The sequence below is a fragment of the Acinetobacter sp. UBA1297 genome (assembly GCF_002307755.1).
GTDB lineage: Bacteria > Pseudomonadota > Gammaproteobacteria > Pseudomonadales > Moraxellaceae > Acinetobacter > Acinetobacter radioresistens.
The window spans coordinates 161,414-187,224 of the sequence record NZ_DBUF01000006.1; the positions used below are offsets into that span (position 1 = coordinate 161,414).

21 protein-coding genes are annotated in these 25,811 nt (G+C 43.1%); 9 read left to right on the forward strand and 12 right to left on the reverse strand.

Annotated elements, in window-relative coordinates:
* Positions 1-92: 92 nt before the first annotated feature.
* Complete coding sequence (locus B3R63_RS02425) at positions 93-4,607, reverse strand: translocation/assembly module TamB domain-containing protein (RefSeq protein ID WP_286728211.1); 4,515 nt, start codon at positions 4,605-4,607, stop codon at positions 93-95.
* A gap of 29 nt (positions 4,608-4,636) precedes the next feature.
* Positions 4,637-7,393: an autotransporter assembly complex protein TamA gene (locus B3R63_RS02430; RefSeq protein WP_286728212.1), complete on the reverse strand. Its 2,757-nt coding sequence runs from the start codon at positions 7,391-7,393 to the stop codon at positions 4,637-4,639.
* Positions 7,394-7,563: 170 nt separating this feature from the next.
* Between B3R63_RS02430 and B3R63_RS02435 the strand changes: the two genes are divergently transcribed.
* A complete protein-coding gene (locus B3R63_RS02435) occupies positions 7,564-8,883 on the forward strand; it encodes an MFS transporter (RefSeq protein ID WP_075040022.1) in 1,320 nt (439 codons plus the stop codon).
* Positions 8,884-8,885: 2 nt separating this feature from the next.
* Complete coding sequence (gene coq7 / locus B3R63_RS02440) at positions 8,886-9,521, forward strand: 2-polyprenyl-3-methyl-6-methoxy-1,4-benzoquinone monooxygenase (protein ID WP_005025502.1); 636 nt, start codon at positions 8,886-8,888, stop codon at positions 9,519-9,521.
* A gap of 60 nt (positions 9,522-9,581) precedes the next feature.
* Here coq7 and B3R63_RS02445 read toward each other — a convergent pair whose 3' ends face one another.
* The 4 genes from B3R63_RS02445 to B3R63_RS02460 are packed head-to-tail and all read right to left on the reverse strand — an operon-like array spanning position 9,582 to position 12,473.
* Complete coding sequence (locus B3R63_RS02445) at positions 9,582-10,025, reverse strand: 2-amino-4-hydroxy-6-hydroxymethyldihydropteridine diphosphokinase (RefSeq protein ID WP_005025500.1); 444 nt, start codon at positions 10,023-10,025, stop codon at positions 9,582-9,584.
* The gene (gene folB, locus B3R63_RS02450; protein ID WP_005405653.1) at positions 9,982-10,362 is read right to left on the reverse strand and encodes a dihydroneopterin aldolase; all 381 of its coding nucleotides are present in this window, start codon (positions 10,360-10,362) and stop codon (positions 9,982-9,984) included. Before folB ends, B3R63_RS02445 begins: the two co-directional genes overlap by 44 nt.
* A gap of 19 nt (positions 10,363-10,381) precedes the next feature.
* Positions 10,382-11,686, reverse strand: coding sequence for an ABC1 kinase family protein (locus B3R63_RS02455; RefSeq protein ID WP_151838882.1), 1,305 nt, complete (start codon positions 11,684-11,686; stop codon positions 10,382-10,384).
* Between the two features lie 46 nt (positions 11,687-11,732).
* Positions 11,733-12,473: a HesA/MoeB/ThiF family protein gene (locus B3R63_RS02460; protein WP_051005731.1), complete on the reverse strand. Its 741-nt coding sequence runs from the start codon at positions 12,471-12,473 to the stop codon at positions 11,733-11,735.
* 355 nt (positions 12,474-12,828) lie between these two features.
* Here B3R63_RS02460 and B3R63_RS02465 point away from each other — a divergent pair, with 355 nt between their 5' ends.
* Positions 12,829-13,329, forward strand: coding sequence for a pyridoxamine 5'-phosphate oxidase family protein (locus B3R63_RS02465; protein ID WP_286728213.1), 501 nt, complete (start codon positions 12,829-12,831; stop codon positions 13,327-13,329).
* An 86-nt stretch (positions 13,330-13,415) separates the two neighbouring features.
* On the opposite strand, the gene B3R63_RS02470 is transcribed toward B3R63_RS02465, so the two are convergent.
* From B3R63_RS02470 to B3R63_RS02480, 3 genes are all read right to left on the reverse strand, one after another.
* Positions 13,416-15,068, reverse strand: a complete 1,653-nt coding sequence (locus B3R63_RS02470) for an AMP-binding protein (RefSeq protein ID WP_286728214.1) — start codon at positions 15,066-15,068, stop codon at positions 13,416-13,418.
* A 247-nt stretch (positions 15,069-15,315) separates the two neighbouring features.
* On the reverse strand, positions 15,316-16,452 hold the full coding sequence (locus B3R63_RS02475; protein ID WP_286728215.1) for an acyl-CoA dehydrogenase family protein: 1,137 nt from the start codon (positions 16,450-16,452) through the stop codon (positions 15,316-15,318).
* 17 nt (positions 16,453-16,469) lie between these two features.
* The gene (locus B3R63_RS02480; protein WP_026444105.1) at positions 16,470-17,240 is read right to left on the reverse strand and encodes an SDR family NAD(P)-dependent oxidoreductase; all 771 of its coding nucleotides are present in this window, start codon (positions 17,238-17,240) and stop codon (positions 16,470-16,472) included.
* Between the two features lie 173 nt (positions 17,241-17,413).
* Between B3R63_RS02480 and B3R63_RS02485 the strand changes: the two genes are divergently transcribed.
* Positions 17,414-18,439 carry an AraC family transcriptional regulator gene (locus tag B3R63_RS02485; RefSeq protein ID WP_282437715.1) on the forward strand — a complete coding sequence of 342 codons (1,026 nt, stop codon included), beginning with the start codon at positions 17,414-17,416 and terminating at the stop codon, positions 18,437-18,439.
* A 218-nt stretch (positions 18,440-18,657) separates the two neighbouring features.
* On the opposite strand, the gene prmC is transcribed toward B3R63_RS02485, so the two are convergent.
* Together prmC and prfA are read right to left on the reverse strand one after the other, a co-directional pair.
* A complete protein-coding gene (gene prmC / locus B3R63_RS02490) occupies positions 18,658-19,482 on the reverse strand; it encodes a peptide chain release factor N(5)-glutamine methyltransferase (protein ID WP_286728216.1) in 825 nt (274 codons plus the stop codon).
* Complete coding sequence (gene prfA / locus B3R63_RS02495) at positions 19,482-20,570, reverse strand: peptide chain release factor 1 (RefSeq protein WP_005014798.1); 1,089 nt, start codon at positions 20,568-20,570, stop codon at positions 19,482-19,484. Before prfA ends, prmC begins: the two co-directional genes overlap by 1 nt.
* Before the next feature lie 364 nt (positions 20,571-20,934).
* Between prfA and B3R63_RS02500 the strand changes: the two genes are divergently transcribed.
* The 5 genes from B3R63_RS02500 (at position 20,935) to B3R63_RS02520 (ending at position 24,907) form a co-directional block, all read left to right on the forward strand.
* The gene (locus B3R63_RS02500; protein WP_005025482.1) at positions 20,935-21,369 is read left to right on the forward strand and encodes a glycine zipper domain-containing protein; all 435 of its coding nucleotides are present in this window, start codon (positions 20,935-20,937) and stop codon (positions 21,367-21,369) included.
* 186 nt (positions 21,370-21,555) lie between these two features.
* Positions 21,556-22,056 carry a YMGG-like glycine zipper-containing protein gene (locus B3R63_RS02505; protein WP_005405612.1) on the forward strand — a complete coding sequence of 167 codons (501 nt, stop codon included), beginning with the start codon at positions 21,556-21,558 and terminating at the stop codon, positions 22,054-22,056.
* 133 nt (positions 22,057-22,189) lie between these two features.
* A complete protein-coding gene (locus B3R63_RS02510; protein WP_286728217.1) occupies positions 22,190-23,194 on the forward strand; it encodes an LLM class flavin-dependent oxidoreductase in 1,005 nt (334 codons plus the stop codon).
* Between the two features lie 201 nt (positions 23,195-23,395).
* Entirely contained in the window at positions 23,396-24,325 is a 930-nt protein-coding gene (locus B3R63_RS02515; protein WP_005405529.1) for a hypothetical protein, read from the forward strand.
* A gap of 21 nt (positions 24,326-24,346) precedes the next feature.
* Positions 24,347-24,907, forward strand: coding sequence for a flavoprotein (locus tag B3R63_RS02520; RefSeq protein ID WP_286728218.1), 561 nt, complete (start codon positions 24,347-24,349; stop codon positions 24,905-24,907).
* 56 nt (positions 24,908-24,963) lie between these two features.
* On the opposite strand, the gene B3R63_RS02525 is transcribed toward B3R63_RS02520, so the two are convergent.
* Positions 24,964-25,725 (reverse strand): hypothetical protein, encoded by a 762-nt coding sequence (locus B3R63_RS02525; RefSeq protein WP_286728219.1) that lies wholly within the window; start codon positions 25,723-25,725, stop codon positions 24,964-24,966.
* Positions 25,726-25,811: the final 86 nt, after the last annotated feature.

Consider the following 25,811-nt stretch of genomic DNA (forward strand, 5'->3'; position numbering starts at 1 on the left):
TTGAAATTTCATTTACTTTTACCATTTAGAATTTGCAAAAAAAACAGGACATTTTCGAAAAAATGTCCTGTTTGTCTATATTTGAAAACAGATTAAAAACGCCAGTTATAAAATAGATCTATAGCACGTTCTAGCGACTGGCTCGCCTCCAGGTATAAGCGACGATTCACCTGGTAACGAACGGTAAGTGTATTAACCGGTGTAAATACCCCAACTCCATAACGGATATAAAGGTCAGGCGTAATATAACCGGTCAGGCTCACTTGAGTATCATCTCCGGTGCCCTGTGCATCTAGCGCCAGGCCACTTAAACCAAAAGTACGCCCAATCTGGTTGGTAAAGGCACGTGTGCCGCCCAGCCCCAGACTGATACCCGCTGCTGCAATTGTATTATTTACATCGGATCTAAAGCCTTCTGCATTATTCAGACCAGTTGTACCTTCATTAATTCGCCCGGTAAGTAGCGCATTTAATGCTTCCTGCTCAGAAAGTCCGGCATCATTATAAATCTGAATATTTGGACTGGATGCTGTACCCGTCACACGTACCCCGACAGTACTCCCCTGAACATTTTTACTGGCTTCAACATCAAGTGACGGGTTAGATAGAGGACCATTAAAACGTGCAATTGCCCGATTCAGGTCCAGACGCTGGCCATATGCTTCAATTTTTACTTGACGACTCACCCCGATGGCACCATTAGCATTCATTGCAGTCTCCAGACCGCGCTGGGTCAGATAAACCCGGCCCAACAGTGGAATACGACTGTCAAAGCCCTGGAAGATCACCTGATCACCCAGATTGACCTGCACATCGGCCCGGATATCCCACGGACGGGCTGAACGCAGGATTGAAAGCTGATCTTGGCCTTCCTGTACTACACGAACATCTGAAGATACATTTACTACTGGCGCACTGGATTCCGGCATAGAAATAAGCGCGCGCGGCACATCAATCTTACCTTTAAGTGTCAAACGCTTACTCATTGGCAATACATCTAAAGATACTTCCGGAGTCACCACAGCAGTTACCAGAGGAGCCTGACGAATGAGCAGATTCTCACCCTTCAAACTGAGTTGAATTCTCGGATCATTACGCCAGTCCACACTGCCCGTTAAAGAGCCTACTCCACGGCCACTGTTGAAAGCGCCATTAATGGTGGCCTGATCTTGACGGATAGCTGAATAAACCTGGATATTGGTCAGATTTACTGGCAGTGAAATCATGCTGATAGCGCCGTCTTTCAAGCGCAGATCTCCATTAAATTCTGGCTGGGTCAAGTAACCGCCAATTTTTCCGGCAAGTGATAAAGTACCACTAAGTGAACGCACATCCTGAATAAATGGCTTAAGCACACTGAGCTGAATCCGGTCAAAAGCGACTTCACCACGCATTGGCATCGGGGTTTGATAAGGATTAATAACCACGTTTGCATAACCTGTACCAATTGCTGGGGTGGTTACATCAAGACGTAATTGCAATCCTTCACTGATACTCTTGGCAATTACACTCAGTTCATCATAACGTACAGCCGTCGATACTTCCTGCGGATCTTCCGCAGCCATACCGATTTCTCCATTTCGGGTAACCAGCCGCGCATCAATTTTCGGTTTAGTTCCTTGCGCCCATGATGCTCTTGCATACCCATTCAGTTTCCCGGTAACTGCCAGACCTTCTGGCATAAATGCAGCAAAATCATTCAAATCAAGATTAGTTGTTACCAGTGAGGCACTGCCTCTGGTTTTACTCACACGCAAAGGTTGATCCAGACATAATCGACTTTGCTGACTGGCCCAGCAATGCTGCCCAACATAAAGTTCAGTACGCGTAGCCGAATAAATTACCGGAGCATTTTGCTGCTGAACCAGATGTGTACGTGTAGAGTTAAAATCTCCCTGCTGTATCTGGCCTAACCAGTCATTTTGTGCATTAAAACCACCTGCCAAACGTACAAAGAAACGGGTATGGCGGTTATTTGCCTCAGCTGTCATTACATGGGCTTTACGGGTACCCGCAATCCGAATCACTCCTTCACGAATTTCTCGGTCACCACGGCGCAGGTTTTCAAGACGTCCAGTCAAAACTGTAGGTGCTGTATCTGAAGATGGCAACTCACCTCGAACCGAGAGCTTGCGTATACTGAACAGATTGTTCAGTGCCAGATTATCCACTACCAGATTTGTAGTCAGTCTTAAGCGGGGTTGAGCCTGTAAATTAACATAGCCATAAGCACGACCACGTAAGCCGCTGTATAGCTCATATAATGCAGGCGCATTAATTTTGATTCTCAGGTTCTGGGCATTACCTGTTGCCTGTACCTGATTTTTTCCATATGCCAGAAACAGGTTATTAGCTTCAAACTGCTGAGGCAAAAGACCTTGCTGCCTGGAGTCAATGACTACCGCCAGGTTGCCCCGTCCTCGTACAGGCCGGTTATTAATAAATCCTGCAAGATTTAGTTTCTGAAGGTTAATACGTTTTAAAGAACCTGACCAAACCCCTTGTGTCTTGATATTTCCAGACAACTCACCCTTAACGCTAGAAACAAAATAGTGCGGTTTAAACCGGATTAATGAAGCATTCAGGTCCCAGCTTATTCCATTTTTCAAATTAAGCAGACCATTGGCCTGTATTTGTCCGGCTATTCCTTTATGTTGCAGTTCTTTAATACGTATAAGTTCTGGTGTGCCTGACATGCGTAATTTCAGCAAGCCCTTACCCTGGTTAAAGGCATTAAGCGAACCATCGTAATTTACACCAAAACCGCGTAGCCCTCCGCCAGACTTTTCATCCCGGAATAGCAAGGCAATATTACTGTTACCACTGAGCTGCACAGTTTCCTGCTGATTTTGGGCAAGTCGACCAGACAGATTGATATTCTTAAGTTGAATAATCTGCTGGTTTGGCCGTGCATAGCCGCTACCGCTGACTGAACCATTTAATAAATTGACAGGTGCACTGGCAACAACAGTTTGCGGGTTAAAGTTCTGGGCTTTTATAAAAGCATTCCAGCTTAACCGACGCTTCTCATGCGGAAGTAAAACTTTGGCATGCCCACTCAGACCACCTTGAGCCGCCTTATAGCTGAACGTAGGTACATTGAGAATATTATTTTTCAGATTGAGTTGAGCATTATATTGACCCGGTGGCAACATACCTTCTTCATTACGGCGGACTACTGTTGCCACATGAATATTCTGCTGACCTTCGACCAAGGCCAAGTTAACGCGGCCGGATTCACTGCTTAACCAGCCCACATACGGTACGGCACGATCAATGTTATTCCAGCGCACATCCAGCAACATAGGTAGTGGACGCCCTGTCTCCCCAGCTTTCTGGTCCAGTTTCAAATTCCAGGTTTCATAACGGTCAAAGTCTATAAGACCGGTAGCATGCAACCCGTTTTCCAGTGTACCGCTAGAAGCAAGATTTGCATCTAAAGATGGTGGCAAGAAATCTCGTACGGCTTGAGGCAAAATTTTATTATCTGGATTAAGGCGGTCTGCACGGCCTTTTAAATCCCAAGTTACCTGTTCGTCCCAACCGACTCTGCCTGCCAAGTTAATTGAACCGCCCATTAGCTGGCCATTTAAATTGGTAATATTAAGCTGATTGACCAAGTCAGTATTCATCAAGGCATTATATTGACCTTTAGGAATATCTTTACCGCTCAGATCGGTATTTATATCTAGATCAAGCTGTTTAATATCTCCATTAAACTTTGCTACGCCTTTTTCACTGAACAGTTTCTGCTCGGTCATTAAAGGCCAGTGATAATTATTCAACTGTAGCTCACCAAACATAGGTACATGCTCACGTACCGGATGCAAGACCACCCAGCCAGTAAGCAAATCTGGAGTATTAGTGGCTACACCCGCCTGAACACTGTCCAGACTGCCCTTAGCTACTATTTTAATATCATGAATATTAAGGTTATTTCTTAAAGCAGGAATATTCAAATCGCCAATGGCATTTAATGGATAATTACCTGAAAAGATAATCCGGCCTGTTGCATTGCGCAGACTTAAATAGCCCATATCCATACGTGAACGCTCGAAGTTCAGCTCAGTACCTGACCAGAGAGCATCATTTAATTCAATATTATAAAAATCCACTGCAGAGGTGGTGGTTTTAATCAGTAAATGGTCAACTGTTCCATTATCTACCCGAAGCACAAAAGGAAGTTTAATATCTTTAAATTCAAATGGCTTACCATCAGAAGGTTTATTATTAATCACCTGTAAATTACGTACGTCGGCATAATTCAAATGCAGTTCTTTTTGCAGTATTGCCCGCCATCCCAAAGTAATCTCGGCGCGGTCAATTTTGACATCGACCTGTTTCACTTTAACCAGAATATTACGCAGTGTAATGCCGCGCAGTAAGTTCCCACCTTCATATTCATATACAATAAAGGTCTGTCGCTCCAGCACCCGGTCCAGTAAAAATTTACTGCCGCGGTCTGTAGAAAACATAATCCCCAATGCGGATGCCAAAAGCAGTATCACAATCAATAAAGCTAAAAGTGCACTACGAATTACACGTTTACGATGATTTTTTTTAGGTGCTGGAGCGGGTGAATTTACCCGCTGTTCTGCATCAGCCATAGTATTCCCGAGAAAATTTTATATATTTATTAAAGTTGTGGGCCAATAAAAAAATGTAACCGAATAGGTATATTATCATCTGAAAGCCCTGCGGCGACATCCAGACGTATCGGTCCTACCGGTGAACTCCAGCGGATACCCAAACCGGCGCTATAAGCGGTCGGTGTATTAAAATCTTTATCATAAGCATTGCCAGCATCAGCAAATACTGCTGCTCTCCAACCATCTTTAAATTGGTAATTATATTCTAGCGATGTCGTTGCTAAAGCCTGGCCACCTACCTTATAACCAAACTCTTCTGGTGACAGGCTCTTGTAATCAAAGCCCCGAATGCTCTGGTCACCGCCGGTAAAATACCGAATATTATAAGGAACCTGATCAAAATCTTCTGTAAAAATATAACCAACATCAGCACGCCCCACGAACTGATGATCATTATTTTCACCTAGCGAATAAATAAAGCGCCAGCCAGCATTAACCAGTGCCATATCAGCATCAGAAAGTAAGGTTTTACTACCCAGTTCCACTTTATAGGTTTGTCTAAAACCACGAGTTGGATTTACCCGTGCATCGCTGTCAAGACGTGAGGTTTCATAGCCAAATAGTAAAGACTGCTGTTCAGGATTTGAACCGGGGATCTGGAATGCATCTGGTATGCTGTCTGATACGATATTTCCACGCTGGTTCAGCCGGTCTAAACGGTAACGGGCCCCAAAAGTATGTTGCCACTGGCCTCGCGGATTTTTGATAATCCGGTCTATGCCTGCAACTGCTGACTCAATATCCAGATTAAGGCCTTTACCGACATCTTCCCGCTCTTCCCGCTCATATCCACCAACCAGGTTAATATAATCGTCAGTTGGATGGTTATATGGAATCGTATAACGGCCATCAAGCGCCTGACGGATTTTAGATACTTCCAGATTACTGTCAAAAGCATGACCACGCCGATTCACGATGGCACGACGATACTGGGTACGCAGGCGCGCGCCTGTGTCACTACCATAACCAATACCAGTTTCAACACTATTTAAACTATCGGCATTTAAAGTAATGAGAACCGGAATGCTTCTTTCTGCACGAGCCTGCTCACGTAACTGTTCCTGCTGTGTTTCCCGCTCATCCTGGATCTGCTGTTGCTCCCGGGCCAGTGAGGCTTGTTGTATATCTGGCTGTGTGCCGGCAAACTGTTTTTCATCAACTACGTTCTGGGTAACTTCCTGCGCAGAAGTATTTTTATTACGTTGCTGATCCTGTGTTAATGTCTGTTCAGAAATTTGCTGCTGGTCAAGCAGGGTCTGTATATCTGGTGGAAGTTCGAGCGGTTTTTCTATCGGATCCGGCTTTACTGCATCGACTAGGGTATAGTTAAAATAGCGCGCATTGGTGAGGTTGTTTGCCAGCGTGTTAATACGCCAGGAAGTGTAGTCATCACCTTCTTTCCAGGGAACCATACTCTGTAAGATATCGTCATCCAGCGGAAAGGGTTTGGAAGGGTCACTCATCTGGAATACAGGTTTCTTCAGGCTATATCGGTCACCCGTTTCATAACGCAAATTTATTTCTGCCGTATTCTGCGGCTGACTAATTTTGACATCATGCAGGCGCCAGTAAGCATCGAAATAACCGTTATTGCTAGCTGCGTCAGTGATACGGCGTTTAGTCTCTTCATAAAGTCCATGATGAAAAATATCACCAACGTCCTGATCGGGAATAAGCTCGATAACCTGAAATTGTGGCTGTTCACTACCTTCCCCAGAAATTTCAATGTCCTGCTCGGTAATGCGTACCGGTTCATTCGGCTGGACATATACCCGTACCCGGCTATCACTTACTTTTTCAAAGCGAAAGGTCGAGTTATAGTAACCTACTGCTTGCGCAGCCTGATTTGAGAGACTGCGTAATTGTGGTAAAGCACTATTAAAGTCCTCAAATGACTCTTGGGTAAAACTGGAAAGTTTTCCTCGTATGTTGGCAGCCAGCTCTGGAGGAGCACCCTCAACAGTCGCGGTAATCCGTGGCACTGTTTCTGCTGTACTCATATCTCGTGGCGGACGAATCCGGTACAAGACTCGTTTGAAGATATTCGGTTTTTCAGCATCTTTAGGTGTAGTTTTTCCGGTATCAAGTGCAGCCAATGTACGACCTGATTCGTTGATTTCTGCTACAATTGCACGATCTGACTGAATTTGCTGCATTAACTGGTCAACATTTACAGGCGCCTGGTTAATGGCCGTCAGCTCCTGCTGGCTTGCCTCAGGAATAGCCGTTTCCGGAGCACGGTTTAAACCTGCACGAAATGCTTGAGCCTCTGATTTTGCCTCTTCTGCGACACGGTAAATTTCATTGGCCATACTCTGGTCAATCTGCTCGACCGGATACTCTTCAAGATCTTCAAACTCTATGGGTTTAAAGGCTGAGTTAGTATCCTGATCTGTCTGCTGCTCCAGCAATCTTAAGCTGTCCTGATTTACGCTCCGATCCTGCGTTATTTCTTCTTTCTTGTCTTCAACCACTTTTTGTAATTCTTGTTCTGTCATGGAAGGTGCAGCGGCTATCTCATCCTGATCATCTTCAGGCTGGCCTTTTGCCTCACTACGACTGGTTAATACTGGCTTGGATTCTGGCCGGTAAGTCGGGATAGGTTCCTCCTGTGCATAGACAGAGGCAGTAAATATACTTAAAAATACATTTGTATAGACCAGTTTATTGATATGATTTATTTTCAGTATACGGTGTATTGACCGGGTCAGAGCTGACTGTTTAAAGTTAATTTTTGCAGGCATGTAAAACTCTAAATTTATTTTAGTGGAAAAATTTCCTAATAAATAAACCGGAAATCAGGCAAAACAGTTCGTTTTTCATGGCTCAACGGTTAAAAATATCATACATGAAATTACTTAGAGTTTTACTATTTACACACATTTCTTAATAAAACTAATGAAGTTTATTGCCCATGGAAAAACCAGAACATCTTCTTCGCTCGCGCCGCTTTCTGCCGATGTTTTTAACTCAATTTTTCGGGGCCCTTAACGATAATATTTATAAACAAGGATTATTATTAGTTATTACTTATGGGTGGATTCACCAGCAAGGTGTGCCGGTCAGTACCCTAAATAATTTAGCTGCCCTGTTATTTATTTTGCCTTACTTTATTTTTTCAGCAACTGCCGGACAAATTGCAGATCGTTATGAACGCTCACGCCTGGTTCGTATGATTAAAATTCTCGAGATTATGATCATGCTAATTGGCAGTGCAGGCTTTCTGATGGGTAATCTATGGTTATTGTTACTTGCACTATTTATGATGGGCACTCACTCGACCTTTTTTGGTCCAATTAAGTACGCGATTCTGCCTGAAATCTTAAAACCACAAGAGTTAATGTCTGGTAATGCCCTGTTTCAGTCCGGCACCTCGATCGCGATTTTAATGGGTATGATTTTAGGCGGCGCCGTAATCTCAATTTCTCAAGGCAATCTATTTTGGATCAGCCTGACAGTAGTAGTTATTGCTTGCTTAGGCTATTTAACCAGCCGTTTTATTTTACCTCAAAAAGTATCTGCCCCTGATCTCCAGATTGACTGGAATTTTTTTAGAACCAGTTTCCAAACAATTCAATATGCTAAAAGTCTGCCATTAATTTTTACTATTTTGCTTGGCAACTCATGGTACTGGTTTTATGGTGCCACTTACCTGACCCAAATTCCTCAGCTTACCCAGCAAAATCTGCACGCTTCTGAAAATGTGGTCAGCCTGTTGTTAACCTTTTTCTCTGTAGGCATTGGAGTCGGTTCGTTACTGTGCCGCAAGATCGGTGGTAGTGAGGTCAATATCAAAATGGTGCCCGTTGGTGCAGTGGGCCTGACTATATTTGCACTTTATCTTGCTGGCAGCTTGATGTTTGTACCCGAACGTACTGGTGAAATGCTGAGTTTGAGTGATTTTTTCCATCAGGGCTGGGTTTATTATCATGTCATGCTGGCAGTCACTTTACTGGGTATCAGTGGCGGTTTTTATATTGTTCCGCTGTATGCCATGATGCAGGCTTATTCACCTCGCTCACACCGGGCCCGGGTGGTCGCAGCAAATAACATATTAAATGCTGTTTTTATGGTAAGTTCCGCCATCTTTTCTATTTTAATCTTAAGCATACTTAAAATTGATATTAAAATACTTTTTGTCATCACTGCGGTACTGAGTGCTATTTTTACCATTTGGCTGTTGATCAGGCTAAAACCGATGCTTGAAAATACTCAAAACTCCTTGGAGGATTAACCATGCGTCATTACACTGGTATGGACCGTCTTATTCAATCTTTTGATCAGGCCCTAAGAAGTCTGGTTCCGGGCGCAACTACAGCCCAACGTGATAATCCCGCCCATAGTTCTGATACCCATCTGACTGTAAGTGATGCCCGCCATGTAGCTGGTCTAATGCGTGTGAATCACAGTGGTGAGGTATGTGCCCAAGCGCTTTATCATGGTCAGGCACTGACTGCCAAGCTGCCAAATGTGCGCCGGGAAATGGAACAGGCGGCCATTGAGGAACAGGATCATCTTGCTTGGTGTGAAGACCGTTTAAAGGAACTTGATAGCCACACCAGCCTGCTCAATCCGGTCTGGTACAGCCTTTCATTTGGTATGGGTGCACTTGCCGGTATTGCAGGTGACAAGTATAGCCTGGGCTTTGTAGCCGAAACTGAACGTCAGGTCAGTCTACATCTGGAAGATCATCTTCGCCAGTTACCGGCCCAAGATGACCGTTCACGAAAAATTCTGGAACAGATGAACGAAGATGAATTGCATCACCGGGATACTGCATTGAATGCTGGAGGGGTTGATCTGCCTTATCCAGTCCGGATGACCATGACAGCAATTTCTAAACTGATGACTAAAACCAGTTATTACATTTAATGCTTTGTCCTTTAGTTTTAAATCATAGGAATATTTAGTCTTCTGATATATAAAACTACTTTAATCCAGCATATCGATATTCCAGCAGGGATACGGATGCTGGATTTTTTGTGGCTGTAATTTTACCCCGACATCCTGCAGAGGAATTCTGACATCCAGCGGTAGAGGCATCTTTCTAGAATTAAAGTTTAACTGTTGCAAGTTATTCCCCCATGCAATTACATCTACATCGAGAGTAATACAATGAGAAGGCCGGATACGCCCGGCCTGCTGTTCCAGTTCTTTGCTCCATTGCTGCATCTGCTTTGCACTTAACTGGCTTTCAAGCAGACAGGCAGCATTCCAGTAATCTGCACCAATACTATCCCGACAGGGAATCAGATAAACTTTAGACCAGTGAACCCGTCCTAACTGTGCCAGTGCCGAACGTGCAAACTGGAAATATTGATGAGGCTGTTGATTACTGGCCAGAGCCAGTAGATAGCATGTTACGGTGGCGTTCAAGACGAATTCCTACAGAATTTGCTTGCGCGATAATGGCAGGCTTGCGGACCGTAATAATAATAGATTCAATACTAAAAAAGGTAGTAAAAAGTTTTTCAATTACTAACTGCGCCGCATGTTCAATCAGTTTTGGTTGTGCCTGCTTGATGACCTGTGCAGTCAGCTCACAGATTTCAGCATAATTAAGTGTATCTTGCAGTTCATCACTGGCTGCTGCACGGCTCAGGTCATTGTGGATCGTGAGATCCACCAGTAAAGGCTGGGTAATCTGGCGCTCCCAGTTAAAGCAACCGATGACGCTTTCGACCTTTAATCCTTCAATGATAATTGCATCCATAATGACCTGACTTATTTAATTAATGTTTAAGCAATAAATTCGGATCCATATTCTGCACCATTTGCAGACGCTGGTCCGCATAAATATCAGTATATGGCGCCAGAACACGCATAAAACGGTCGAAATATAGCATCTGCTTGAATAGTAGTGCAAAATCACGCGGGAAACGAATACCGTGCCGTTCACCAACAGCCACCATATCCATCATGATGTCATTTAAATCTGCCGGGTTAGAAGACAGTATTTCTTGTGGGTCTGCCAGTAAGACCCCGCTAAATAAACGCTCTAGATCCGCTGCTAAAACCTGTACATCAATTTGCTGGTCAGTCATGCCCATATTTAGCATATTCTCTGCCATTGCCTGATAATTGGTATGCTGCAACGCATCCATAAAAGCAATACAGGCTGTCCAGACTTCAGGTTTTAACTGTCCGACTATACCAAAATCAATAAAACCTACCCGGCCATCTTCTAGCAGCATCAGATTACCTGCATGCAAGTCAGCATGGAAACTCTTACAGAGCATCAAACTGCCAAACCAGGTATTCATAGCTGTAATCAGCACTTGTGACGGGTCTTTAGCATACTTTTTCACCACCTCAAAATCAGTCAGAGGTACGCCATACAGACGCTGCATAGTCAATACACGGCGGGTAGAATACTGATGGTAAACCTTTGGTGCTGTAGCAGTCTGATTTTGGCTGATTTTCAAATACTCAATAAAATCATCGAGGTTTTGTGCTTCTTCAATAAAGTCAACTTCACGTACCATACGTGTCTTGATCTCATCAACAATATCAGCTAGTGAAGCAAATTTGACCTTGGGTACAACTTTTTCCAAAAGTTTGGTGGCCCAGTGCAAAACATTCAGATCAGTATACAAGATGGTTTCGACACCGGGCTTTTGTACTTTGATCACCACATCTTCACCACTTTTAAGTTTGGCGGCATGAACCTGTGCTATAGACGCAGATGCCAGTGGTGTCTCATCAATTGAAGCAAAAATTTCAGACAAGTCGCGATCTGCAAATTCTGAAGCCAGAACCTGTTGAATATAAGAAAAAGGCAAAGTAGGGGTCTGATCCAGACAACCCTGAAATTCTTCAACGAATTCACGTGGAAAAAGTGAGGGTGTACTGGCAATAAACTGGCCAAGTTTAATATAGGTAGAACCCAAGGATTCAAAAGTTTCACGCATCATTTTAGCATTATTGGGCTTTTCAGCCGCTGTGGCATATTTAATGCCTGTCTTGGCTGCGATTACTGCAGTTTCACCCATACGCGCTACAGACCGCATGCTTTCAAACCATATATTTTTTTTCATAGCTTATAAATACAAGAATAATAAGAGAGATTTTAACAAATGCACCCTAGTTTAAAGGGCTTTTTGCTCGACAGGCTGAACAATTTGTATCGTTTTCAAATTTAAGTATACGTTGTTTCATACTCAAACCATCCCAGAGTAAAAGTTTTTCTCGTAATGGTAAAAGATTTAAACCTAAATATAATAAAGCATGATGCGCTTGTAATGACGCCATCATTACCGGTGTAGTGGCCAAGACTCCCGAGTCAGCACAGCGCAAACTTTCATCTGTATGCTGGCCTTTAGGAAAAATACATTCATAACAGGCAGAGTTACCTTCTACCATAAAAAGCTGGCCTTGAAAGCCAATGGCTGAAGCACTCAATAAAGGAACCTGTTGTATATAACATACTTGGTTTACCAGATAGCGAGTAGAGAAATTATCGCATCCGTCCAGAACCAGGTCCTGTCTGGCAATTAAATCAGCTATATTTTCTGCATCAAGCCGTTGATTAATATGTTCTACCAGAATATAGGGATTGATCTCTTTTAAACGTTTCGCCAGTATTTCAGCCTTATAAAAACCGACATCTTGTGGCAAAAAAGCAGTCTGTCGCTGCAAATTACTAATTTCCACGGTGTCAGCATCAATTACGGTAATTTTACCTACGCCTGCTCGTGCCAGCAACTCGGCAGAGGTGCAACCGATCCCGCCTGCCCCAACAATCAAGACATTTGCCAGCTTGAGTTTTTCCTGCGCGTCAATATCCCAGCCATCGAGTAAAATCTGCCGGCTGTACAAGTGCATTTCATTATCACTCAGTTCCTGACAGTTATCTTGTTTTATCACCTTACATTTCCCTGACTGATCTGCAGCGTGTGTAATTCTATCCTGAATCTTTCATAGTTTTAACTGCTGATTTTATAGTAAAGCTATAACAGCTCCCAGAATATAGATCGCTATGTTAACCATAATTTCCCCCTCTAAAAGCTTCTCAAACTCTAGTTATGTACTTTCTGTTTATTGATGAGTTCTTTCATTGTTGAAATGTATAAGTTAAGTGAGACAATGACTTATTTTCCTAAAAAACGTTTTAATCTGAATAGGTTCTCAAGATTAAATCATTTAAATTAAAGCAAACCTTAACATTAGGAGAATCATTATGACAGAACATGAAAATCGTGAAAAATTATGGGAACTTATTAAAGATGTACGTTTTGCAATGATCAGTCATCAGACTGAAACTCATGAAATTCATGCTCAGCCAATGACTATGCTGAACTCAGAACGTATGGATGAAGACCAGAATGTCTATTTTATTTTAAAAGATACCAATGATATTGTGCAGGCAGTTGAGGCAGGCCGTAATCAGCTTGGATTGGCTTTTTCCAAACCCTCTGATGATATTTATGTATCCATAAGTGCACACGGAGAAATCAGTACAGATCGCGCTTTAATTGATAAGTTATGGAACCCATGGGCAGAAAACTGTTTTGATGGCAAGGATGACCCAAGTGTGCGTGTACTTGTTGCCAAGGCAGTTAGTGCAGAATACTGGAATGTCACTGACAATAAGGTTACACATCTTTTAAAAGTCTTAAAAGGTAACATTACCGGTAAGACAGAGGAGCCTGACTCTGAACATAAGCGTCTTGACCTGTAACCATGTAGAGCATTGAGAATACAAAATTTAATCAGTCTCAATGTATAAAAAGCACCTGAATAGGTGCTTTTTTAATATCTTATGCCTTAACCCACTTTTCTCTTTTCCATTTGAGAAATTTCTTGCTGTTTTAACAGGTTGCGCTGTATTTTACCACTCGATGTTTTTGGTAGCTGACTTACAAATTCGATTTCTTTAGGATAAGCGTGTTTAGATAAACGCGAACGCACATAGGTTTGTAATTTATCTTTAAGTAGCTCAGAAGCCATATACTGATCTTTAAGTACCACGAACGCTTTGACAATTTCAGTGCGTTCAGGATCAGGTTTACCCACCACCGCAGATTCGAGTACCTCTTCGCACTCAAGCAGGGTACTTTCTACATCAAACGGACCTACCCGATATCCCGATGTAGTAATTACATCGTCAGCACGTCCAATAAAATCGATTCCACCCAATTCGTTTAGCTTGACTGTATCGCCTGTCAAATAATATTTTCCAGCAAAGGCTTTACGGTTATGCCCGTCATACCCCTTAAACCAGAATAAGGGAGACTGCTCGCAGTCAAGTCCCAAAATTCCAATACCGCCCTCGCCCAGTTCCTGATGTTGCGAGTCCAATACTACAAAACGGTGCCCGGGTATGGCATAACCAGCAGAACCCACCTTTTTAGGATGCTCTAGGGCATGATGATTGGCAATTACCATGCCCAGTTCAGTTTGGCCGTATTGATCAAAGATATTGACCCCTAAACTATCTTTAAACCAGTGAATGACTTCTGGTGTTAAAGGTTCACCAGCACTGCTGACTACACGTAGATGTTCACTGATTTTCTCGTCAAATTTGTGTTTGAATCCAAAAAACATGCGAAATGCCGTAGGCGACCCAGTCAGATTACTGACCCGATACTTGCGAATGACTTCCAATGCATGATCTACCGTAAAACCTCGCTCATCCATAATAATACTATGACCTAGGCTTAATGGCCCTGTAACACCATAATACAGTCCATAGGCCCAGCCCGGATCAGCAAGATTCCAGAATGAATCCTGTTCTTGCAAATCGACGGCATGCTGCATATAACCTTTGAACGCTACCATTGCTTTTAGCGGAACCGGCACAGACTTGGCCAGACCGGTTGTGCCTGAGGTAAACATCATCAGGAAATCATCTTCAAAGCTGCGCATAGTCGCTGGACAGTCTTCAGGATACTGCTTGAGTATTTGCCAAAAATCTCTTTCATTCTCCAGATGAGGCACAGAGTATTCTTCAAGATTGACTGTAAGAATTGATGGAATACTAATTCCATTTAGTTTGGTTCGCTGTTCGTGATGAGTCACTACCAGACGAGTATTGGCTGTGGTTAATCTGTGCTCAATTGCTTTAGATTCAAATGCAGTAAATAGTGGCTGATAGACTGCCCCAATACGCCATGTGGCTAAAATTGTAATCAGTAATTCCACTGTTCTTGGCATTAGCCCTGCAATACAGTCTCCCGGCTGAATATTTAATGATTTGAAATAATTTGCCAATTGACCTGATGCCTGAGCCAGCTGATCAAAACTGTACTCGACCTGTTGGCCGTCTTTACCTTGCCAGTACAAGGCAATACGGTTAGAACCCGTATGACGCTCACAACACTCTACATAGGCGTTGACAGCTTCAGGCGTACCCACAAGTTGTTGCTGAATTACCTGTTGCAGATCAAAATCCTGATATGCCTGTTCTAGTGTCTTCATCCCGATGACCTCTTGTTCCTGTAAGGCCACAGATCACTTGTGATCCGCCATAGCCCTATTTTTATTGTTATGTCACTGCTTCAGTTTTTGAGACTTCAGCTTCTATATAAATTTGATTTACTTAAAATAAAGCTTGCAGGTTTTGGTGACAATTTCCAAAACTGTCAAATAAGCTGCCATATTCAGCCTATGAATCAAATTATCCAGACTGATCATGATAGTTTTTAATCTAAAAAGAGGTGGAGTTTCAGATTTTCGTGACTTCGCGTGCAATCACCAGTCTCTGAATATCTGATGCACCTTCATAAATCTGGCTAACCCGAACATCCCGATAGATACGCTCGACCGGAAAATCAGTTACATAGCCATAGCCCCCATGAATTTGTATAGAATCTGAACAGACCCGCTCTGCCATGGTAGAGGCAAACAGTTTTGCCATTGAGGCTTCTTTCAAACACGGCAGACCAGCATCTTTCAGACTAGCTGCATGAAAAACCAACTGCCGGGCTGCTTCAATTTGTGTAGCCATATCTGCTAGACGAAAAGCCACTGCCTGATGCTGCACAATTTCTACACCAAAAGCCTTACGTTCATTCGCATACTGTACAGCAGCGTCTAAAGCAGCACGCGCCATTCCTACAGATTGCGCTGCAATTCCTATACGGCCTGCTTCCAGATTCGAAAGTGCAATCTTGTAACCTTCTCCTTCCTTACCCAGCAAATTTTCCGCAGGAATCCTGCAGTTTTCAAAAATAATTGTGGCCGTATCTGAGGCATGCTGTCCCATTTTATCCTCAATATTTGCGACCACATAACCAGGTATATGAGTCGGTACTAAAAAGCACGAGATACCTTTTTTGCCTGCGGTTTTATCTGTAACTGCAAAAACCAACGCAACCTGTGCATGTTTACCTGAGGTAATAAACTGTTTGGTGCCATTAATGACCCATTCATCACCGTCACGTTCAGCACGGCAACTGATAGCACTTGCATCTGAACCAACATGCGGTTCAGTCAGACAAAAGCAGCCCAGCCATTCACCTGAGGCGAAGCGGGTCAGATACTCCTGCTTTTGTGCCTCAGTGCCATATGCATAGGTAATACCACAAGGCAATGAATTCTGTACGCTAATGATGGTTGAAATTGCACCATCACCTGCCGCTATTTCCTCTAGAGCAAGCACCAGTGAAATATAGTCAAGTCCAGCTCCACCCCATTCAACTGGTATCGCCATACCAAAAGCACCCAGCTCAGCCAGCTCTTTAAGTTCCTGAGCAGGAAATTCATGCGTTTTATCACGGTGGGCAGCAGTGGGTTTCAGTTTTTGCTGTGAATAATCACGAAGCATGTCCTGAACCATACGTTGCTCGGCACTTAAAATCATCAGCTTACTTCCTTGTATTATTTGGCAGCCATACGGATTGCACCGTCCAGACGAATTACTTCCCCATTCAAATAGGTATTTTCAACAATATGAGCAACCAGTTTGGCAAACTCTGCGGGTTTAGCTAATCGTGGTGGAAACGGTACCATTTGTCCTAATGCTTCCTGCACTTTCTCTGGTAGGCCTTGTAGCATTGGAGTCTCCATGATACCTGGCGCAATAGTCATGACCCGAATAGCGTGTTGTGCCAATTCACGAGCCAGCGGCAAGGTCATAGCCACCACAGCACCTTTAGAGGCCGAATATGCAGCCTGCCCGATCTGTCCTTCAAATGCCGCCACAGATGCCGTATTAATGATAATACCGCGCTCTTCCTCCCCTTCTTCAATAGAGTTTCTGGACATTAACTCTGCTGCAAAGCGCAGCATATTAAAACTACCAGTTACATTGATGTCCAAAGCACGTTGAAACAGAGCGAGCTCATGTAGCCCATTTTTCCCCAGTATTTTGGCTGAAGGTGCAATCCCAGCACAGTTGATTAAGCCGTGCAATGCGCCAAACTGTTGTGAGATATTGATAAAAAGCTGCTGGACAGCGGTCTCATCTGTGACATCAAGTTTTACAAACTGGGCTTTTTGCCCCAGTTCCTGAACCATCTGCTCACCGGCATCCTGATTCATGTCGACCAGAATTACTTGCGCACCCTGTCCGGTCAATTGTCGTGCTGAGGCAGCACCCAAGCCTGAAGCACCACCCGTAATAACAAATACTTTTCCCTGAGTTTTCATATTTTTCGATCCGGCTGTCGATATTTTTCAAATAAAACGTTTAGTTAAATGCAGGGTAATGGCTCTCTATTTACAGTACAATTTCCAAATTGTGCAATTGCGATGCCAGTTTTGGGCAATCTGGCCAACTGCTCTACAAACAACTATTCATGATGGGATCAAGTGAAAATATAATGGACCGGACAGATTTAGAAGAAAGCAAAGGAACAATATCCGTCAGTCTGGTTCATGAAGCCTTGATGGTGGCCTATAGCCGTGGACTTGATACCCGGCTCATTCTGCAAAAAGCAGAAATAGCACCTGAAATTCTGCACTCAGCCAAAGCACGTATTCCGGTTTCAGCATATGCCCGTCTCTGGACTGCACTGGCTAATCACATGAATGATGAGTTCTTCGGGATGGATAGCCATCCCATGCGTCGTGGTAGTTACCAGTTACTCAGTAAAATGCTGCTACAGGCAGAGACACTTGAAAAAGCAGTTCAGGATATGCTGAAGTTTCTGAACTTTATACTGGATGATTTACAGGTTGAGCTTCAGCTTGAACAAGATAAAGCTTATCTGGTGCTGCATGATCAAGGTCCAGTCAAACGGATGTTCAGTTATGCGACTTATCTGATGCTGGTACATGGCTTAATATGCTGGTTGAGTGGCCAGCGTGTGATATTGGATAAAATTGAATTGCGGTGCATGCAGCCTCTAGATGATCAGGATTATCGGGTTCGGTTCTGTGAAAAAATCTACTATGGCGCTTCTCAAAACCGGATTGAGTTTAGCCGGCATTATCTCGAAATAAAAATTAAGAAAGATAAAAATGCCTGGTACGATTTTTTAAAGCATACTCCCCAGAATCTTCTGGTTCGTTATAAAAATCCTGATTCCTTAAGCTTTAGTATTCGTAAATACTTAAGTGAGCTTATACCAGCAGAGTGGCCGGAACTTACCGACATTGCTGCTCGTTTTAATCTGTCAGAAACCACTATGCATCGACGTTTAAAATATGAAGGTGTAAGCTATCAGCAGCTAAAAAATGATATCCGTCGTGATATAGCCATTGAATATCTGACCCATACTGATCTTTCATTACAAGATATTAGTGAACAACTCGACTTCCATGATGCCAGTGCTTTTCATCGTGCCTTCAAGAAGTGGACAGGTGTCAGTCCGGGTACTTATCGGCAGAATCGGAGCAAGCTCTAACTTGCACTTTAAAGAGAATGGCAATACTTTTTATCGGCTGAGAGATGGCGTTAAATATTGTTTCCCGCTACTGTAATTTTCGTAATTATCCTCCTCAGGATACCGGGAAAATAACAGGCCACTTGATGAAATTTATAGAAAGCTAAGGCTTAGGTTAGCAAAATTATGACCAGTAAATAAAAGGCTCCTAATGAAGCCCCGATATAAATAAGTTTCGATCAGATTAGCTGACCCAATGTAACTCGATCATTGCCACTATAGTCTTTTACAGTACGAATCGACGCGAACCCTTTATGCTCAAAGAAAGAGCGTACGGCTTCTGCTTGTTCATACCCATGCTCCAGTACAATCCAGCCTTTCGGTCTTAACCAGCTTTTACCCTGCTCAATAATCGTCTCCAAATCAGCCAGACCTTGCTTAAGCGCAACGAGAGCCCGTACCGGCTCTGTGGCCAAATCTTTCATATGCCGATCTTCTGCATCGATATAGGGTGGATTGGATACGATTAAATCAAACATAGGCTCAGGTAACTGGTTCAATGCTGCAAACCAGGCTCCACAAGCAAACTCTACCTGCTGTAAACCATGTTTGTCTGCATTTTCACGGGCAACTGTAAGGGTGGGCATATAAACATCAGTAGCCAGAACCGACCAGTGAGGTTTTTCTGACGCTAGCGCCAGAGCGATGGCACCTGTACCTGTGCCTAAATCCACCATCTTGGTTTCTTCAGGCAAGTCCAGCGTCAAAACAGTTTCGACCAGTACTTCAGTATCTGGCCGTGGTACCAGTGTATCTCGGGTCACTTTCAGATCAAGTGTCCAGAATGGCTGTGAACCAAGAATATATGCGAGAGGTTCGCCGGCTTCCAGTCGAGCCAATGCAGCCAGATAAGCATGCTGCTGCTCGGCCGTCAGCTCTTTATCCTGACGCAACCTGAACTCAAACATTTTTATATTTAGAATATGTTCAAGTAGCCAGATATTTTCCTGACGTTCATAGCTGTCTGGTATACCCCGAACCGTCAAGGCCTCACTAAGTTTCATTAGCCGCCATTTTCCTGTGCCAGCATTGCCAGCTGATCAGCCTGATATTCACGATGCAAGCTATCTAAAAGCTCATTTAGATCACCTTCCATAATGGCATCTAGCTTGTACAATGTGAGATTAATACGATGATCAGTCATCCGTCCCTGCGGATAGTTATAGGTACGAATACGTTCAGAGCGGTCGCCCGAACCCACCAGATCACGGCGCATTTCAGAAGTGGCAGATTCTTGTGCAGCACGTTTAGCATTCTCTAAACGTGAAACCAGAAGTGACATCGCTTTGGCTTTATTCTTGTGCTGCGAACGCTCTTCCTGACATTCAACTACTGTGCCGGTAGGAATATGGGTAATACGTACAGCTGAGTCCGTCTTATTAATGTGCTGACCGCCGGCACCTGATGCACGATAAGTATCAATACGTAAATCAGCCGGATTGATATCTACTGTGGTATCCACATCTACTTCAGGAAGTATCGCTACAGTACATGCTGAAGTGTGTACCCGCCCCTGGGATTCTGTGGCTGGTACACGCTGTACTCTATGTGCACCGCTTTCAAATTTCATGCGGCCATAAACACCATCACCATCGACACGACAGATTATTTCTTTATAACCGCCATGTTCGCCTTCATTCTCAGAGAGAATTTCGAGCCGCCATCCACATGATTCCGCATATTTACTATACATACGGAACAGGTCACCAGAGAAAATTGCCGCCTCATCACCGCCTGTTCCAGCACGAATTTCCAGATATGCGGCATTGGCATCATTTGGGTCTTTTGGAATCATCAGAATATTAAGCTGACTTTCAAGTGACTCTATCAGGGCCCGGTTCTCTCTAATTTCTTCCTGAGCCATTTCTTTAAAGTCAGGGTCAGAAAGCATGGCTTCAGCTGTTTCAATATCTGCTTCAGCTTGACGATATTTGGCCCAAACTTCGGTAATTTCAGTTAGATCACTATGTTCCCGGGACAGCTTGCGAAAGCGTTTATTATCAGAAATAACTTCAGCATCTGCCAGCAGTGCGGTCAGCTCTTCATAACGGTCAGATAACTGATCAAGGCGTAAACGTAGCGATTCTTTCATCTTTTAATATGTCTCAAGTCAAACAGCATTCGACTGTTAAAAGCGATCAAACAGTCTGCCATATCAGAAAATTGCGCATAGTGTACCGATTCTGACTTTTAAAAGACATCATTATTGGCAGGTAACACTTTGCCTCTATAAATTTTTTAGAGATATGGAGGCTAATCTTCAGAATTCATCCATATTTGCTTTAAAAATCTAGTTATTTGCCGTGATTTTAGACGTTTTTAATAGAAAGCATACAAAGCTGAAACCAAACACTATAAATACAGAGACAGCTCTCCATATTTAGTACGAATCGTTTTGTTACATTTCTCACAACGAAAGCATAAGCCTCAAAAGTTCTGAGCACATGGAGAACAAAATGAAATTAAATACAGTTTTATTAAGTGCAGCCTTAGCAACTACATCAATGATGACTGTAAATGCATATGCAGACAACACCACTCGTGTTGCAGCAGCAAGTGCGCTCGGAAGTGTAGCAGGCACAGCATTAGGTAGAAATATGGGTGGTAACACTGGTGCAATGATTGGTTCGGCACTAGGTGGTGCAGGTGGTGCAGCCGTAGCGAGTAATAAACGTAACCGTACTGAATCTGCGATTGGTGGTGGTGTAGGTGGTGTAGGCGGTTATGCCCTAGGTAAACAGATGGGTGGTTCAACTGGTGGCCTGATCGGTTCCGCACTGGGAGCAGCCGGAGGCGCAGCTTTAGGCAATAAAATCGCTAAAGATAAAGACGATGACCGCCGTTATTATAACTCCCGTCAATGGAATAAAAAATACCGTCGTCACCGTTAATAATAGCAGTCAAGATTCAAGCACCTTCGGGTGCTTTTTTAATGCATAAGGCGGGTATGCACAATTACGGATAAATTAAGGATAAGCAAAATACAATTTCATAACGTTATCTTCATGCTGAGTCAGGTTTACGCTATTAATTTTGATCTATAGAAACCAGATTCAGATATATTTACAGGTGTACTCATGAACTATAAAACTCTAATGATCGCTGTTGTAGCCACCTCAGCCATGGGTATGACAGCAGCTAATGCAGGTAATTCAATCAATACTGCAATTACATCCGCTTTAGGCGGTGTAGTAGGTGCCGCAATTGGGCAGCAGATGGGTGGACAAACAGGAGCAATGATTGGCTCAGCTGTAGGTGGCGGTGCAGGTGCTGCGGTTTCCAGTAATAAGCGCGACCGTAATGGCGCAATTATTGGAGGTGCCCTGGGTGCCGGAGCAGGTTATAGCGTTGGGAAGAATATGGGCGGTACAAATGGTGGTTATATTGGTGCGGCGCTAGGTTCTGCCGGCGGCTCAGTATTAGGCCAGCGTGTAAGTGAAGACCGTCGCTATGATGACCGGGATGAACGCCGTTATAACTCAAATCGTTATCGTTACAATGATTACCGCTACAACAACAACCGCTATACTGATAATGGCCGTCATTTGGGTCATTATAAAAATGGTAAACGTTACTAATTAATTTCCCAGTTATCTCTTTAAGCATCTTCGGATGCTTTTTTTATTTTTGTATTTATATCGTTTTTTATCGATATACAAAACCTGTTTAACGTCGTATGCTTTTCAGTAACTGTCTTAATCTGGAATCATCATGCCTAATCTTGCCAACACTCGATTTTCTATTCTGGAATTGGTTCCTGTCCGTGATGACAAGACCGTTCGCTTCTCCCTCGAACATTCTCTTGAATTAGCCCAACATGCTGAAAAGCTAGGCTATGAGCGTTTATGGTTGGCTGAACATCATAATATGGACGGGATTGCCAGTTCGGCAACTGCTGTTCTGCTCGGATATCTCTTGGCCAATACAGAGCATTTACGCGTCGGTTCAGGTGGAATTATGTTGCCTAACCATGCACCTCTGGTCGTTGCTGAACAGTTTGGTACTCTAGCGACTTTATATCCGGATCGGGTTGAATTGGGTCTGGGCCGTGCTCCAGGCACAGATCAGGTAACTATGCGTGCCCTACGTCGTGGTCGGCAGGAAACTGAAGACCAGTTTCCACAGGATGTACAGGAAATCCTGCACTACTTTAAAGAACCTCAACCCGGACAAAGAATTGTGGCAACACCAGGACAGGGAACGCATGTACCTGTGTGGCTATTAGGTTCTAGCCTGTTCAGTGCACAGCTGGCAGCAAGGCTCGGGCTACCCTACTCTTTTGCTTCTCATTTTGCACCGCGTATGCTTGGTCAGGCCATTCAGCTTTATAGAGAAAATTTTGAACCCTCCGAGTATCTTGAAAAACCTTATGTTTCTATGGGCGTACCGGTCGTAGTTGCACCTACAGATGAAGAAGCAAACTATCTGGCTACCAGTGCCTATCAGCGTGTTCTAGGGCTTATTCGTGGTCAGAGCCTAAAACTTAAACCACCTGTAGAAAGTATGGATGGCTTGTGGACACCAGTTGAACAGCTCTCTGTACGTAATTTTTATGCAATGGGCCAGATTGGCTCCCCTGCTACTGTTAAAGCCGGCTTAGAACAGTTGCTGCATGATTACGAAGTTGATGAGTTTATTTTTACCTGTGATATTTATGAGACTCAAAAACGGCTTGAAACGTTTAGCTTACTGATAGATCTTAAGCATTCTGTCTAATGAGATTCTATTTAAAGATAAGGCTTGTCCTAAAATGACAAGCCTTTCTTTTATTATCAATAATTTAATTAAAAAATTATTCAACAATCAATACCTTACTTCACTGACTTTTTTGTCCACCAAGCTTAAGCATTTCTGCCTACTCTTTTAGTGTTACAGCTTCCTACACTATTAAAAAATAGAAAATACAGGAAGACAGCTATGGCCACTATCGATCTGGAAAAAATGCTGCAAAAGGTCAAAAGTACTCAGTGGTGTTTATCCGATATTGACTGGAATGCGCCAGGTCGGGAAAAAATTACCGCAGAACAATGGCCAAAACTAAAAGACTTTATGGCTGATCTGATGTGGATCGAGCATGTGGGTGCACGGGCATTTTCAGCCATGTCAAAAAAAGCACCTAATGCAACCTTGCGTGAAATGTATGCCATTTTCCATGCTGAAGAACAGCGCCATGCAAATGCAGAAATGGCACTGATGAAACGCTGGGGAATGCTTGAGAGTGATATCCCCAAACCTAACAAGAATTTGCGCCTGATTATTGAATGGCTCGATACCTATGCCGATGATATGCCCTTTTATATTCTTGGTGCAGTTATCCCAATGCTTGAAGTCGCTCTGGATGGTGCCTTGTGTAAATTTTTACTTGATACGGTAGATGACCCGGTCTGTCATCAGGCATTTGAGCTGATCAATGCGGATGAAGCACGGCATCTAGGTGTAGGTTTCAGTGTCATGGAGCAGCAGGGAATGCATAAAAATCTGATTCAGCTAGGCCAGATGGCAGCTCGCATCGTTGATCCGCGTTTAGTACTGGGCATTTTAGCCTACTTACCCCTGATCAATAAAATGCGCGACAATATTGTTAAACTGGGCTTGCCTGAAGATAACCTGTATCAGGCAATGAATAAATTCACTCGAATCGGCGGACGTACACAACAAGGACGACGTAATCCATGGTTCCAAATCATTAACTGGCATGCTAAAAATGTCATTAACCGAGACAGGAAATTTTTTCATATTCCCGTTGATGCAATGGTGAGTATGACTGACAAGCTTCCAGAAAAGGCTTTACCTCGGATTCCTTCTTGGATATATGAATTAACTTCAGAACCAAAAGCTGCATCCTAACAATAAAAATTGAGGCATAAAATGAATACTAAATCCAAGGACCCGCATAAACCGGTTATTTTTCAGAATATTGCTAGGGACTTTGAGAGTTTCCGTGGCCAGCTTATTCCATCAGAGCATATTGACCAGTATGATTTAAGCGATTTGAAAGTTGCAATTATTGGTGCCGATCAGGCTACTGTTAGCAAGCTGGAAAATACCTGTCAAAAAGCACAGTTTGTTAAAGTTTTCCAGATTACTCCCCATTTTATCTTGCCTAAGACCCAGAGTCATATTCACAAACTGATTTCTCATCCGTTAATTATCAAAAATCGCCGCTTATTTAATAATCGTATTAAAAGTCTGCTGGCTATCCGCCATCTTGAGGCCCAAGTTAAAGAAACCTGGTTAAGACGCCAATTGACACCAAATACAGGTGCAGAAAATAAAAAGTTTTTTAAATCGGATAATTACTACATAGCCCTGCAACGCGATAACTGTAAACTGATCACCTGGCCTGTGGTCAGAATTAATGCCGATTCCATACAGAGTATGGAAGGTGTCGAACATCTAATAGACGTAATTATTACCACTTATGTTTAAAATCAAAATAAATAAAAAAGAGGCAATCAAAGCCTCTTTTTTTACCCAAAAGATTTTTACTGCACTGTACCCTGATAATGGTAAGCCGTTGCAGCCTTAACATAGCGCAAATATTGTGAAGTCAATTTCCCGGATGCCTGAATGACACGGATATCAATATACTTCAGGTCTTTTGATACCCGAATAAATTGCTGCGGTAGCTGTTGGTAATCTTCAAATGCTGGCTGATTTTCAGGGAAATTCGCACGATCATATTCGACAGTAATTTCACTTAACTTTTTAGTTTTTGTCTCGAAGATCTGTACAGGGCAAAGTTTTTGCCGAGAAAGTTGCAACGCCTGAATACTATAAGCACCTTCACGACTGCTTCCAATGACGATATCGCGCACTAAATAGACAGTCATATTTTTAAAGTTTGTTTGATAGACATTCTGAACCAGGCTGGCAGTTGGTACTTGCTGGGTCATAATACGCTTTCCTGAATTGATCTGTACCCAAGTCTCAAATTCACGCATGGTGCCACCCGATGAAATATCAAAACTATAAAATTTTAATTTTTTGTCAGGACTATAACTAATAGACAATTTACCTGCATCAACCAGCTGTTTAAACGAATAATTAAAGCTTGCAGGATTGCTGAGCAACTGTTTCTGTATAGCTTCGGCTATTTGCTGATTATACTGATCTGCATCTATACGGCTATTTATCTCAGTTTGCTGATACTGCTTGAGCAATCCGCTTTCAAATTGACTCAGAGTTTGTGCGTAACTTGAAAAAGAAAGGCTCAGTAGACTTGCGAGTAAAATTTTCTTTAACATTGCTGCTCACTTTAATGATTTACATTTTAACAAGCTAAAAGTCTTTATACAAAATAGCAGTATGAGTTCTGTCATACTGCTGTGTA